Below are 13,368 nucleotides of genomic sequence, written 5' to 3'. Positions count from 1 at the left end.
ATCGCATGTCGAGACTGGACCTGAGCAGCATTCCCGTACTGAAAGGTACGGGTTACCCCGAAGCCTACGCCGAGCTGGTGGACGGACGCACCAAGCAGGCCCTGGGCGACGCCGGCGGCCTGACCCAGTTCGGCGTCAATCTGGTCGAACTGCAGCCGGGCGCCGCATCCTCGCAGCGCCACTGGCATTCGCATGAGGACGAATTCGTGATGGTGGTGTCGGGCGAGCTGGTGCTGGTCACCGACGAAGGCGAGACCCTCATGCGCGCAGGCGACTGCGCGGCTTTCCCGGCAGGAAAGCCGAACGGGCACCATCTCGTCAACCGCAGCTGGGGGCAGGGGGTATTCCTGTGCGTCGGCTCGCGCGTCAAGGAAGACCAGGCGACGTATCCGGACATCGACCTGCACTACGATGGCGCCACCAACACCTATTCGCACAAGGACGGCAGCCCCTATCCGCCACGCGGTTGAAGGTCAGTTCAGCTTGCGCGCGTAGCGGCTGCGGATGTGCTGGCTCACGAAGGTCGACAGTCCGCGCCCTTCGCGCGCCAGTTCCTGCATCCTGGCAATATTCTCGGCGCCGGCGCTGCGCTCGGTATACAGATAGCGGTCACCGCCGGTGAACTGGATAGTGATCGAGTCGGTGTCGATGTCGTAGGCGACCACGCCGGATTCGCCGCTCGTGTTGCGATAGCGGCGCATGCGCACCTCCATGTTTGTCGTCGATACCTCTCATGTGGGTGTCGATCGCCTCAAGACAAGACGCCTCGCTTCAGTGACCGATCTTGCGCTGCACCTTCAGCAGCCCACTTTCTGTACGCACGGCAACAAGATCCATGTAATCGGCCACCGGGGCCGAGCGCGTCTCGACTGGATGCGTGTGCGTAGCGGTCACGACGATGCTGTCCATGCCCGCGCTTTCCGCAGCCGCCAGGCCGATGGTCGTGTCTTCGAACACCAGGCAATCCTGCGGCGCCACGCCCAGTTTCTGCGCGCCCAGCAGGAAAGGATCGGGATACGGCTTGCCGCGCTTGACGTCGTCGGCCGACACCAGCAGCGGCGGCAGGGGCAGGCCGGCGGCCGCGATGCGCGCCGTCGCCAGGGGGCGCGAGGCCGAGGTGACGATGGCCCAGCGGTCCGTCGGCAGGCTGGCCAGGAAGCGGCCCACGCCGGCGATTTCCTCGATGTCGCCGACGTCCTCGATTTCCGCCAGCGCAATGCCCAGCGCTTCCGCTACCGGGTCGACACCGGGCAGGCCGAGGTTGCGGATGGTGTCTTCGGTACGCTTGCCGTGCACGGTCGGCACGAAAGTCACCGGATCCAGTCCATGCCGGAGCGCCCATGCGCTCCAGACCCGCTCGGCGGACTTGATCGAGGTCAGGATGGTGCCGTCCATGTCGAACAGGAAGGCGGCGTATTCGCGCGAGGGCAGGACGGATGGGTTGGTCGGAGTCACGGATGCATTCTCGTTGTGGAATCGGATTATCCAGCATAGCGCAAAAGGCCTGAAGGCTTCGCCTCTCTTGACGCGATGGCGGCGTGCTGCCAGACTGGCCATCCCATTTACCGATCCGAGGAGACGCCGCATGAACCAGCCTGATACCGTCCTCCGGTCGGCCGCCTGAGCGCTTCGTCCATCTCGACGATGTCTTAAGCGCGCCAGCGCGCCCGACCTTCCATTTCTTGCTTTGCCGCGCCACTGGTGCGGCTGCCCGCGCACGCCTGTTGCGCCACTGAATGGAAAACACATCGTCATGATCGACATCGATTTCCCGACCCTGCACGGGATCGGCTTCAAGCAACATTTCGTCTCACAACTCGCGGCAGCATCGCCGCAAGGGCGCCTCGCCCGCGTCACCTCCGCCCAGCGCGACGCGCTCACGCTCGACGACGGGCGCGAGGCATTCCCCGCGCGCAACGCGCGCTTCGACGCGCGTGGCCAGCCCGTGGTCGGCGACTGGGTACTGGCCACGCACAGCCTGGGCGACTGGTGGATCGCCGACACGCTCGACGCCTTCACCCGGCTGTCGCGGCGCACCCCGTCGGGCAGCCAGGTGCTGGCCAGCAACGTGGATACGGCGCTGCTGCTGATGGGCCTGGACAACGATTTCAATCCGCGCCGGATGGAGCGCTATATCGCGCTGGTGCGGGCCTGCGGCGTGGCGCCGGTCATGATCCTGACCAAGCCGGACATCGGCAGCGAGGTCGCGCACAGGATCGCGCAGCTGCGCCAGCACATTCCCGATGACGTGCCCTTGCTGCACCTGATTCCGTCGGAACAGCTTGACACCGGCGTGCTGGCGCCCTGGCTGGGGGCAGGGCAGACCCTGGTGCTGCTCGGGTCCTCGGGCGTGGGCAAGTCCACGCTCACCAATGCCCTGAGCGGCAGCCTGCAAGCCACCGGCGGCACCCGCCACGGCGACGACCGCGGCCGCCATACCACCACGGCGCGCTCGCTGCACCGCTGTCCGGGCGGGGCCTGCATCATCGATACCCCCGGCCTGCGCGCCTGGCAGCCGGACGCGGACGAGGATGAGCTGGAGCTGTCCTTCAACGACATCGCGGCGCTGGCGGAAGGCTGCCAGTTCCGCGACTGCCGCCATGCGAGCGAGCCGGGATGCGCGGTGCGGGACGTGGTGGATGCGGATCGCCTGCAGAACTATCGCAAGCTGTTGCGCGAGGTGCGGCGGGCGGAGCAGACGGCGCTGGAGCGGATTGCCGAGCGCGGGAAGTGGAAGGTCTTGATGAAGGAAGCGAAGCAGCGCGGCCGGGACAAGCGCGGCGGGTGATGACTTCTTTAAGGTAGGGTGGGCGGGGTCATTTTGGGCAGTGCCCGGAATGACAAACGCCCGCGCGTTCAACCAGCCCAAGAACAGACGCAGTATCTGCTCATGGGGGAGTTGAACGCGCGGACGGCTAAGCCGTCCACCCTACGCGAGCTGCTTGCGCACGCGCGCGATCGCCGCCCGCACCTGGTTCGGCGCGGTGCCGCCCACGTGGTCACGCGCCGCCACCGAGCCTTCCAGCGTCAGCACCGCAAACACGTCCCGCTCGATCAGCGGCGAGAACTCGCGCAGCTTCTCCAGCGACATCTCCGACAAATCGCACTTGGCGATGTCGCAGGCGCGCACCGCGTGCGCCACCGCTTCGTGGGCGTCGCGGAAGGGCAGGCCCTTCTTGACCAGGTAGTCGGCCAGGTCGGTCGCAGTGGCGTAGCCCTGCAGCGCCGCCGCGCGCATGTTCTCGGCCTTCACGGTGATGCCGCCCGCCATGTCGGCGAAGATGCGCAGCGTGTCGGTGACCGTGTCGATGGTGTCGAACAGCGGCTCCTTGTCTTCCTGGTTGTCCTTGTTGTAGGCCAGCGGCTGGCCTTTCATCAGGGTCAAGAGGCCGTTCAGGTGGCCGTAAACGCGGCCGGTCTTGCCTCGCGCCAGTTCCGGCACGTCCGGGTTTTTCTTTTGCGGCATGATCGACGAGCCGGTGCAGAAGCGGTCGGCGATGTCGATGAAGCCGATGCGCGGGCTCATCCACATGACCAGCTCTTCCGAGAAGCGCGACACGTGCATCATGATCAGGGAGCTTGCAGCCGTGAATTCGATCGCGAAATCGCGGTCCGACACGGCGTCCAGCGAGTTGTGGCACACGTCCTCGAAGCCAAGGGTTTTCGCCACGCGCAGGCGGTCGATCGGGAAAGTGGTGCCGGCCAGCGCGGCCGCGCCCAGCGGCAGGCGGTTCACGCGGCGGCGCGCGTCCTGCATGCGCTCGGCGTCGCGGCCGAACATCTCGACGTAGGCCAGCATGTGGTGTCCAAACGTGATCGGCTGGGCCACCTGCAAATGGGTGAAGCCCGGCATGATGGTGTCCGCATGGCGCTCGGCCAGATCGAGCAGGGCGGCGCGCAGGCTGGCGAGCAGGCCGAGGATGTCGTCGATCGCCGCACGCACGTACAGGCGGATGTCGGTCGCCACCTGGTCGTTCCGGGAGCGGCCGGTGTGCAGGCGCTTGCCGGCGTCGCCCACCAGCTCGGTCAGGCGCTTCTCGATGTTCAGGTGCACGTCTTCCAGGTCGAGCAGCCACTCGAAGCTGCCGGCATCGATCTCGCCCTTGATCTGGGCCATGCCGCGCTCGATCTCCGCACGGTCCTGTTCACTGATGATGCCTTGCGCGGCCAGCATCTCGGCGTGGGCGAGCGAGCCCTGGATGTCGAAGGGCGCCAGGCGCTTGTCGAAGAACACGGAGGCGGTGTAGCGCTTGACGAGGTCGGAGACGGGTTCGGTGAAGCGCGCGGACCAGGCTTCGGCTTTCTTGGAGAATTGATCGGTCATGGTGGGATCCCTGTTAGGTATCCCACGATTATAAAGCCTGTGCCCGCCCCTCACCCGAGGTGGATGACAAGCGCCGGTAAATGCGCAATGATGTGCTTACTATTCCAATAAGGGGGAGACATGCATCGTTTGGCCCAACTCGGCCTGGCACTCGCGTTTGCCGCACCTGCAGCATTGGCCCAGCAGGCCGCACCCGCTGCGCCGGCCACGCCCACCGCGGTGGCCGCACCAGCCGCGCCGGCGGCGGCAAGCATGCCGGCAGCGAAAGCGGCGGACGTCGCCTCGATCGACGCCATTATCGCTGCCGTCTACGACGTGATCTCGGGCCCGGCCGGCGCGCCGCGCGACTGGGACCGCAGGCGTTCGCTGTTCGCGCCGGAAGGCCGCATGGGCGCCATGGTCGCGCGTCCGGACGGCAGCTACGTCCTGCGCGCCATGAGCCCGGAGGACTACATCGCCCGCAACACCAAGGCCTTCGCCACCATGGGTTTCTTCGAGACCGAAAAGGCGCGCACCACCGAGACCTTCGGCCAGATCGCCCACGTGTTCAGCACCTACGAGGCGCGCCACGCCAAGGATGAGGCCAAGCCCTTCATGCGAGGGATCAACAGCATCCAGCTCATCCATGACGGCAAGCTCTGGTACGTGCTGAACCTGATCTGGCAGGCCGAGGACGCCAAGCTGCAGCTGCCTGAGCGCTACCTGCGCAACGGCTGAGCTGCCCGGGGAGCGCCGTCCAATTGAAACTTATGCATCAAGAGAACGGCGCTAGAATTGGTTTTTAAGCCACATTCAACGCTTCCATGATTACCAACGATTCGAGCTTCCAGGTCAGTACCGACCAGACGCGGCTGGACATCCCGATGATCTACCGCTTCCTGAGCGAACAATCCACCTGGGCAGTTGGCATTTCGCGTCCGACCGTCGAGCGTGCCATCGAGAATTCGCTGTGTTTCGGCGGCTATCTCGACGGGCGCCAGATCGCTTTTGCACGCGTCATCACCGACTTTGCCACCTTCGCCAACCTGGTGGACGTGTTCGTGGTGCCCGAGTACCGCGGCCGCGGTTACGGCAAGCAGCTGATCGGGGCGGTGCTGCGCCACCCCAGCCTGCAGAAACTGCGCCGCTTCACGCTCAACACGAGCGATTCGCACAGCCTGTACGAGCGCTTCGGTTTCACCGCGCCCCAGCGTCCCGAGACGATGATGGAACGGTACTTTCCGAACATATATTTGTCCTGAGCATACTCAACACGGCGTCCCCCTTCTGGAATCAGGCTTACGATGTGTCTGAACCGGGAGGAAGTCGTATGCTTCGCGTCGTCCGTGCTCTGCTGGTGTTTGCCTTGCTGGGAAGCCAGCCGCTTGCCGCAGCCGATACCCCGCAGCCGAAGGGCTCGCTCGTCATCATCGGTGGCGCACTGCGTGCCGACAATGCCGCCGTGTGGAAACGCATGGTCCAGCTGGCGGGCGGCAAGGGCGCCCGCATCGCCGTGTTCGCCTCGGCCTCGGCCAGCCCCGAAAAAGCCGGCAAGTTCCTGGTCGAGCGCTTCAACCACTATGGCGCCAGGGCCTTCTTCGTGCCGGTGGCCGTGCGCCTGTCCGGCATCGACTACCAGGCGGCCGCCGAGGATCCGGCGCTGGCCAGCGCGGTGCGCGCGGCCGGCGGCGCCTATTTCGCCGGCGGCGACCAGGGCCGCATCACGCGCGCGCTGCGCCGCGAGGACGGCGGCAATACCCGCATGCTCGACGCCCTGTGGGACATGTACCGGCGCGGCGGCATGATCGCCGGCTCCAGCGCCGGCGCCGCCATCATGAGCAGCACCATGTTCGGCCGTCCCAAGACGGTGCTGGCCACGCTCAAGCTCGGCATCGACGAGGACAAGGAGATCGCGCCCGGCCTCGGCTTCATCGGCGACGACGTCTTCATCGACCAGCACCTGCTGGTGCGCGGCCGGTTCGCGCGCATGGTGCCGGCCATGCTCAAGAAGGGATACAAGCTCGGCCTGGGCATCGACGAGAACACCGCCATGGTGGTGGGCCCGGCCCGCGACGTCGAGGTGATCGGCTACCGCGGCGCGCTGCTGGTCGACCTGTCGAAGGCGGTGCCGCAGGACGGGCCGAAGGGAGGGCCGCTGAGCGTCAGCAACGTGCGCCTGAGCTACCTGGACAACGGCGACCGCTTCAGCCTGCTCAGCCAGACCTTCACCCCCGCGCCCGACAAGCTGGACAACCGGATCGACCCGGCCCGGCCCTACTACCGCGAACCGCTGTTCTCGGCCGACATCCTCGGCAACAGCACGGTGGTCGACCTGATGGCCAAGCTGATCGACAGCGACCAGCCGGAAGCCATCGGCCTCTCGCTCGACAGCCCGCACGGCATCCAGCCCGACCTCGGCTTCGAGTTCAAGCTCACCCGCACGGGCGACAGCGTGGGCTACCAGTCCTCGTTCACCGAGCAGTACTCGGTCTACAACATGCGGCTCGACATCCGGCCGATCGTGGTGCAGCGGCCGCTGTACCAGTACCGGCAGCTCGAGACCGTGGCGGACGGCGGTGCCGGCGCCAGCCGGGCCGATGCCGCCAGGTAGGAGCGGATCATTCGCAGCGGCCGCCCAGCTGGCTGGCCAGCATGCGCGCCTGGGCATCGATCAGGGGAAGGTTCGGATCGTGTCCGGCGCGCGGAACGATCGCCAGCTGCTTGCGCGGGGCAGAGATCCGGTCGAAGTAGCGTTGCGCGATTTCCTTGGGCGCCAGCAGGTCCTGCTCGCCATGCACCATGTAGACCGGCAGCTTGAAGCTGGCCGCCTGGCGCTCCATGTCCACCAGCGAAGCGATGCCCTCGCCCTTCATGCCGATGAACTGGATGTAAGAATAGTCCTCGGCCGCCTCGTAGTCGGCACGCGCCTTCGGGGTACCGCGTTCGGCCTTCCATGCCAGCCAGGCGGCAGGCGCCGGATCGGACACCATGGCTTCGTACTTGCGGATCGCACGGCGCAGGATGCCGAAGTTGCGCGGGTTGGTCCACGGCGGCGTGCCGAGCGCCTCGATTTTCTCGACGGTAGCCACGTCCCCCGTCGCGCGGGCGCGCGCCAGGATGGCGTCGCGCGAGACACGCATGGTCTCGGTATTGTTGACGACCTGCGCCACCGGCATCCAGGCGCAGTACAGCTCCGGGCTCTTGGTCGCCATGTGTCCGCCCAGGATCGAGCCCCAGGAGCTGCCCAGCAGGACCAGCTTGCGCTTGCCCAGGCGTTCGAGCAGGTGGCGCGACAGTTCGATGCCGTCGTCGCGCATTCGCTCCAGGCGCAGGGGCGTGTCTTCGCCGGGCGCGTTGCGTGACCAGGTCAGCCCGGCGGCGCGCTGGTCCCAGTGGATGACGACGTAATCCCTGGTCCAGGACGCGTACGGGCCGTTCTCGTAGACCGAGAGTGGATTGCCCGGACCGCCATGCACCAGCAGGAGCGCCGGCTTGGCGCAGTCGGCGCCGTCGATCGAGATCCACTGCTCGATGCCGCCGATCTTGACATAGCCGCTGTCGTGGATTGCCTGGCCGGGCTTGCAGGCGGCGGGCAGGGCCGCGTGCGCCAGTGGGGAAGCCAGGGCCAGCGCGGTAAATAGGCTGCGTTTGAACAGGTGCATGTCGTCTCCCAGGTATCCGGACGATTCTAGTTCGCCGGGCTGATGAGTACAACTGTCATTTCCGACAGGCTTGCCGCCGTTTTACAATGCAGCTTCCGCACCGAATGGGGATCACCATGTTCCGTCTGCCACTCCGATTCTTCGCTGCCGCGCTGGCGCTGGTCACCGGCTTTGCCTGCGCAGCCCAGCCGGCCACTGTCCGCGTCGACTATACGCACAGCGGCAATGCCTTGTCCGACCAGTATGCATTGGAACGCGTCGTCATCGAACCGCTGCCCTGGCCCGGCAACACGGCGCGCAACTTCGACGAGACCAACCGCGGCCAGAACCGGGTCGAGGTGGTGGACGCGAAGACCGGAGACCTGCTGTACTCGCGCGGCTTCTCGACCGTCTTCGGCGAGTGGCGCACGACGGATGAAGCCAACAAGATCAGCCGCAGCTTCCAGGAATCGGTGCGCTTATGTGCGAAAGAGACTATGGTAGTTTGACTCTTGTTGCGTCAGGCGTCCACAGGGTAGCCCGGAATGTGGCCCTTCGGTCAAGCCCCCGGATTGCTAAGCAGCGAACCCCGCTCATTCTTCTTTTCACGCACGAAAATTCGCTCCGAAACGCCACGAATTCGTATTCCGTCTCATAGACAAATCCCCTGCGTATTTACGGTATTAGCCGATCCTACTTTTTTGTAACAGTGGTTGACAGGCGTGGCTAGCTATGGCCAAAACTTGACAGATGAGGACACGTAGTATACAATTTCACCTGTAGAGCCTGAATCCGCAATTCCCCCGCTCCACCCTTCCAGTTTCAATCCCCAATTGAATCAAACTAATTATCCTATCAGCACAGGAGCTATATCTATGGACGAAACAAATGTAACAGACGTACTACCGCCATCCTTCGGCGGTCGATTGAGAACCGAAGCCTACTACACGAAAACCTCAAATGTGATCCGCATTTTGAGGGGACGTAGCAGCTTGCGCATTATTTCCCAGCATCTTAATTCGCAGGGATTCACTACCCCAACGGGACTACCATTCACGCGTGACCGTTTGGCCCGTTATATCAAATCGAACAAAATCTAAAGGAAAACGAATATGGCAACGAAAGCAGCAGTAACAATTGAAGAATCTACACCACTGGCAGAAATCGCACGACGCCCCGACTCGATTACCCTGCTGGGTCATGCGCATGAGGTTCTAGAAGAGATGACGATTCACGCACGCAACGGCTACCACTTGTATCCCGGTGTGCATCCAACGTATTACGAGCGCTCCGGCATGATGTCGATCCTGCTCCAGCTTGGGAATCCTCTTCCGCTCGCCTCACAACGAGCCGCCGAAAGCGTCGCCAACGAACAGCGCAAGGAGGCAGCCGAGTTCGACCGCCGCGTGAAAGATGAAGCTGCACGACTCCACGCAGCACAGATTCAAGCTGACCAAGAGGCACGTATTGCAGCAGCCGAAGCAGTCGCCAATGCAGCCGTCGAGAAAATCAAAGCTGACGTAGCCGCCGAACGCGCTCGCATCGAAGCAGCAGCCCAGCAGTAACCATCTCCCCCGCCTTCCCGGCTGGGAAGCGCATCAGGCCATTCTGGCCCCTGTAGCACAACAACCTAAACCGCAGACGTAGCCCCAGTGTGGGCCATCGCTATTCGTACGTCTGCCGTTTGTACACGATTAATGAAAAGGAAACTAAATGCGCATGACCATTACGCCAACCAGTGTCCCCGGCACCAGCCGCCAACGCGTTGTCTATGACGACGGAACCGAACTGCACCGTCAATACGTCTACCTTGAGCCGCACCAGTGGGATAACTTGAAAAAGCTCGCCTCTCTGCAAGGCGTTTCCGGTTCGCTTGTTATTGGCCGGTTGATCGACCTCGCAACGAAATTCAAGACGCGATAAACGACGGATTAGAACATTTGCAGAATTGCCCGGTTATTCGACCTCTTCCCATAGGAGGAAATGAGGTTGTGCCGGGTTCAAATCCCGAGCTAATTCTCTCTCAGTAATAAAGAGTGAAGTAGAAACAAGAAACAATAACTAATAAATAGAAGGAATAACAAAGTTAGTCAATGTTACTCCTTTCTCCCTATCCCTCCCCCTTACAGGGAGGGTAGAAGTAACGATGAAAGAATCAGATGCCACGTAAGAAATACAGTAACGACATCCTAGCTGGTAACAATAACGGTGGACTTCACTCACGCCGTAAGCTGAACACCGTACAACAGTTCTTCAACACTCATGATTTGAAGACTGCAATCTTGTACCAGTTCATCCTGTCCGGGGCAGACAGGGCCGAGTACCAAGCCACTCTGAAAGCCTTGATGCGTCATATCCGCACCAAATGCCGAGCAGAGTACATCGGAGCCTATGAGGTAGGCGAAGAGAAAGGCGGAAGCCATGCTCACGCATTTGTCATTGTTGAGACAGCAGAGCACTTCCCCTCAGACCTACTAGATGTTCGGGAAGGCGGGTTCATTGCTCGACGCATCAAGCGTAAGGCCAAGAAGGCCAAGGAAGCCGGATTAGACAAGAGCCTGAGCATACGCATCGAGCCACCGAAGAATCCGATGCATGGTGGAGCCATGTTCGCCAAGATGAACACTCCCGCCAAGCTGGCTGATTGCATCAAGTGGGCTACGTACTTCCTCAAGGTACGCTCTAAGGAAGACGTACCGGGCCGGGAGACTTACTTCGGCTCCGAGTTCCTGAGCAACATTGCCAAGCGAGAGGCCAAGCGACAGAAGTACAGGGACGCCCTAACGAAATCCTCTCTTCCTCCTGCTGTCCCACCAGCAGAGGAAACAGTAATCACACAAACAGAAACGAAGGAACAGAATGAAGAAGGAATTGCAACGTCATATGAGGCCGGTAGGATCGCAGCCGGTGGAAGCACCGAAGCCAGCACCGAAGGCACCAGCAGCACAGCCATGGTGGGCACCGGATGCGAAAGCACCGAAGCCAGCGCCAGTAGCAGCAGTAGCACGAAAGCCGAAGATCAATGGCGACGCGGTATTGGCCGAGCTGACACGGCTGACGAAGAAGTCAACCTAGCAGACCTGATAGGCCGGTCCCCCTTCCGGTCCATCGGTCCCCGAGGGAAGGGGATCAAGTTCAATGCTCTTGTTAACCCAGCAGTGGGGGTATATAATTGCCTTGCCGACGTTAGACAATTTTATACCACGAGGCCAACAATATGAAAATCGTAACTTACCTGCGTGTCTCGACTACTCGTCAGGGTGACAGTGGCCTTGGACTGGAAGCGCAGCGTAAGGCGGTGCAGGACTACGCTACAGGGCGTAACGCCACCATCGTGAAAGAGTTCGTAGAAGTAGAGTCGGGCAAGAATAACAATCGCCCCCAGCTTGCCGCAGCCCTGCATCTGGCGAAAGTTACCGGCTCCGTTTTGGTCATCGCTAAACTTGACCGTCTGAGCCGTAATGCGGCCTTCCTGCTGGCCCTGCGTGACTCCGGCGTGAAGTTCATTGCAGCCGACATGCCCGACGCCAACGAACTGACCGTTGGCATCATGGCGCTTGTGGCCGAACAGGAACGTCACGCCATCTCCGAGCGCACTACGGTAGCCCTGAAAGCTGCCAAGGCTCGCGGCCAGAAGCTGGGCAACCCGAACGGAGCCGAAGCCCTCCGCCGTGCTGCCAAGGGCAACGATGCAGCCGTAAGTACGATCAAAGCGAAGGCCGAAGCATTTGCAGCCGACCTCAAGCCGATCATTCAGGACATTACTGCTGCTGGCATCGTGTCCCTCGGTGGGATTGCTAAGGAACTGACTGCCCGTCGCATCTCGACCGCTCGCGGTGGCCCTTGGACGAAAGCCAACGTAAGCAACCTGCTGGCCCGTCTGTCGTAATACGAAAAAAAACCCGGTGGGGAGTACCGGGCAAAGCCGAACGAGAGAGTCTTGGCAAACAGCCCTTACAGTGTAGCTCGGCTGTAATCCGAGACGCGCACTGTAGTTATACAGCTTCCTCAAGCAAGTGGCGGTATGGTGCTAGGGCGTCACATAGCAAGTCTGCAAACCGCTCTGGTTCGAATGCCTTCACCACGTACCCGGAAGCACCCAGTAGCTCGGCCCGTTTGCGGTGGGCCTCGTCGTAAAAGGACGAGACAACGAGCACCGGCGTTGATGCGAACTGGGGTTGGAATCGAAGTTGCTTCAACAGATCGAAGCCTTCGGCAACATGGGTGTGAAGGTTCAGGAGTACAATTGCTATATCTCGGTCTTCTACAAGACTGAGAAGGGCTTGCGTGCCGTCGCCCACGTACACCACTGGGTTTTTAATGCCACAGTGATGCAATGCATTGAACGTCAGTTCAGCATCTTCGGCAGTACCATCAACCAGTAGCACTCTCTTAAACATGCAGAGATGATAACACGTCGGCTTAACGCCTAATGCTAATGTAAATGCAGTGGGATTCTCACGCTACTGGTTGCTCAGTTGTCTTTCGGCATCTAGGAGGGCTTTATTGAAAGCTCTATACGCATCATGCAAGGCTCCGTCCTCTTCAAGGCCGGGAATAGAATGTAACGGCGCAAGGATCGCTCCCAAGCTGACAGGTTTTAGCAGGTAGTAGGCAAAGCCTGCGTCCTTCGATTCCTGCACAACGTTAGTCTCCGAATACCCCGTAAAGGCAACGAATACGGTATGTTCTAACTCAGGCATAGATCGTAGCATCCGGCACAGGTCAAACCCGTGCATGTCTCCAAGCATGAGCGAGCTATAAACCGCATGGGGTGGCCTTGCCCTAGCTGCTGCCATCGCTTCGGCTCCCGTCTTGACGGCTTCTGCGATGAAGCCCATCCGTTCAAGCAAGCTAGTGAAGAGTTCGCATACATCTTCGTTCCGCTCCACCAAAAGGACGCGTAGCTGTGCGGGAGGCATAGTGTCCATACTCAACTAGTTGCTCCGTTAGAGCACAGCACTATCATCTGTTCGGCATACCGAACGTAGGCTGTAGCCTCACCAAGCGACAACGTGCCAGCGATGAATGCCGTTTGCGTAATCAACCCGTCCGTACTAGGCTTGCCGACCACATGGTTAAACACCATTGCAAGAGTGCGACGAGCAAGAAGCTGCTCAACCGTGTCGGTTGGTGCTTCCGGGGTAGGCCAGTATTTGCGCATTAAGATGTTTAGATGACGACGTGTGCCACATTTTACTCTTCAATGCGCAGCTACAGCCAATGGCTAGGTGCAATCCTGCAACAATGCGGTAGACTGAATTATAGGCCCATGGCGGCCTCGATGGCTCATCTGACTGAGATAGCCCCTTGAAGTACCAGACACAGTCGATGCTGTATCCTTACGGATAGGAATAAGACTGTGAGTATGACTAGAAACAACCAAACCATCGAAGTCGTGACGGTGTCCGAAGAGCGACGCCG

The 13,368-nt window shown here is 61.4% G+C and carries 16 protein-coding genes; 10 read left to right on the top strand and 6 right to left on the bottom strand.

Translation table 11 applies throughout. The features are described from left to right. Window positions 1-5 precede the first annotated feature (5 nt). Window positions 6-470 (top strand): cupin domain-containing protein, encoded by a 465-nt coding sequence (locus FG94_RS14405; protein WP_036212892.1) that lies wholly within the window; start codon window positions 6-8, stop codon window positions 468-470. A 3-nt stretch (window positions 471-473) separates the two neighbouring features. Here the strand turns inward: FG94_RS14405 and FG94_RS14400 are convergent, their stop codons facing one another. After that, entirely contained in the window at window positions 474-701 is a 228-nt protein-coding gene (locus FG94_RS14400; RefSeq protein WP_036213483.1) for a hypothetical protein, read from the bottom strand. A gap of 70 nt (window positions 702-771) precedes the next feature. Then, window positions 772-1,455, bottom strand: a complete 684-nt coding sequence (locus tag FG94_RS14395; protein ID WP_036212889.1) for an HAD-IA family hydrolase — start codon at window positions 1,453-1,455, stop codon at window positions 772-774. Window positions 1,456-1,753: 298 nt separating this feature from the next. On the opposite strand from FG94_RS14395, the gene rsgA reads away from it, so the two are divergent. Then, window positions 1,754-2,788, top strand: a complete 1,035-nt coding sequence (rsgA, locus tag FG94_RS14390; protein ID WP_036212886.1) for a ribosome small subunit-dependent GTPase A — start codon at window positions 1,754-1,756, stop codon at window positions 2,786-2,788. A gap of 141 nt (window positions 2,789-2,929) precedes the next feature. On the opposite strand, the gene argH is transcribed toward rsgA, so the two are convergent. After that, window positions 2,930-4,324 (bottom strand): argininosuccinate lyase, encoded by a 1,395-nt coding sequence (gene argH / locus FG94_RS14385; RefSeq protein ID WP_036212884.1) that lies wholly within the window; start codon window positions 4,322-4,324, stop codon window positions 2,930-2,932. A gap of 120 nt (window positions 4,325-4,444) precedes the next feature. Between argH and FG94_RS14380 the strand changes: the two genes are divergently transcribed. The 3 genes from FG94_RS14380 to FG94_RS14370 all read left to right on the top strand — a co-directional run bounded on the left by FG94_RS14380 (window position 4,445) and on the right by FG94_RS14370 (window position 6,914). Then, window positions 4,445-5,041: a hypothetical protein gene (locus FG94_RS14380; RefSeq protein WP_036212882.1), complete on the top strand. Its 597-nt coding sequence runs from the start codon at window positions 4,445-4,447 to the stop codon at window positions 5,039-5,041. A gap of 86 nt (window positions 5,042-5,127) precedes the next feature. Next, a complete protein-coding gene (locus tag FG94_RS14375; RefSeq protein WP_036212879.1) occupies window positions 5,128-5,565 on the top strand; it encodes a GNAT family N-acetyltransferase in 438 nt (145 codons plus the stop codon). 68 nt (window positions 5,566-5,633) lie between these two features. Further along, on the top strand, window positions 5,634-6,914 hold the full coding sequence (locus FG94_RS14370) for a cyanophycinase (protein WP_051996707.1): 1,281 nt from the start codon (window positions 5,634-5,636) through the stop codon (window positions 6,912-6,914). Between the two features lie 7 nt (window positions 6,915-6,921). Here the strand turns inward: FG94_RS14370 and FG94_RS14365 are convergent, their stop codons facing one another. Further along, the gene (locus FG94_RS14365) at window positions 6,922-7,965 is read right to left on the bottom strand and encodes an alpha/beta fold hydrolase (protein ID WP_051996705.1); all 1,044 of its coding nucleotides are present in this window, start codon (window positions 7,963-7,965) and stop codon (window positions 6,922-6,924) included. A 116-nt stretch (window positions 7,966-8,081) separates the two neighbouring features. Here FG94_RS14365 and FG94_RS14360 point away from each other — a divergent pair, with 116 nt between their 5' ends. The 5 genes from FG94_RS14360 to FG94_RS14340 all read left to right on the top strand — a co-directional run bounded on the left by FG94_RS14360 (window position 8,082) and on the right by FG94_RS14340 (window position 11,833). Then, window positions 8,082-8,453: a peptidase M64 N-terminal domain-containing protein gene (locus FG94_RS14360; RefSeq protein ID WP_081926022.1), complete on the top strand. Its 372-nt coding sequence runs from the start codon at window positions 8,082-8,084 to the stop codon at window positions 8,451-8,453. 603 nt (window positions 8,454-9,056) lie between these two features. Next, on the top strand, window positions 9,057-9,509 hold the full coding sequence (locus FG94_RS14355) for a hypothetical protein (protein WP_152570991.1): 453 nt from the start codon (window positions 9,057-9,059) through the stop codon (window positions 9,507-9,509). 148 nt (window positions 9,510-9,657) lie between these two features. Continuing rightward, on the top strand, window positions 9,658-9,867 hold the full coding sequence (locus tag FG94_RS14350) for a hypothetical protein (protein ID WP_036212868.1): 210 nt from the start codon (window positions 9,658-9,660) through the stop codon (window positions 9,865-9,867). Between the two features lie 236 nt (window positions 9,868-10,103). Next, entirely contained in the window at window positions 10,104-11,165 is a 1,062-nt protein-coding gene (locus FG94_RS27680) for a hypothetical protein (RefSeq protein WP_036212865.1), read from the top strand. Further along, window positions 11,162-11,833 carry a recombinase family protein gene (locus FG94_RS14340; RefSeq protein ID WP_027865579.1) on the top strand — a complete coding sequence of 224 codons (672 nt, stop codon included), beginning with the start codon at window positions 11,162-11,164 and terminating at the stop codon, window positions 11,831-11,833. The genes FG94_RS27680 and FG94_RS14340 overlap by 4 nt, the downstream gene beginning before the upstream one ends. Window positions 11,834-11,939: 106 nt before the next feature. On the opposite strand, the gene FG94_RS26660 is transcribed toward FG94_RS14340, so the two are convergent. Together FG94_RS26660 and FG94_RS14330 are read right to left on the bottom strand one after the other, a co-directional pair. After that, entirely contained in the window at window positions 11,940-12,344 is a 405-nt protein-coding gene (locus FG94_RS26660) for a response regulator (protein ID WP_081925998.1), read from the bottom strand. A 63-nt stretch (window positions 12,345-12,407) separates the two neighbouring features. Next, a complete protein-coding gene (locus FG94_RS14330) occupies window positions 12,408-12,866 on the bottom strand; it encodes a response regulator (protein ID WP_161783970.1) in 459 nt (152 codons plus the stop codon). Between the last annotated feature and the right edge of the window lie 502 nt (window positions 12,867-13,368).

Source organism: Massilia sp. LC238 (genome assembly GCF_000735635.1).
GTDB classification, from domain to species: domain Bacteria; phylum Pseudomonadota; class Gammaproteobacteria; order Burkholderiales; family Burkholderiaceae_D; genus Telluria; species Telluria varians.
This window is presented reverse-complemented; position numbering and strand designations above follow the sequence as displayed.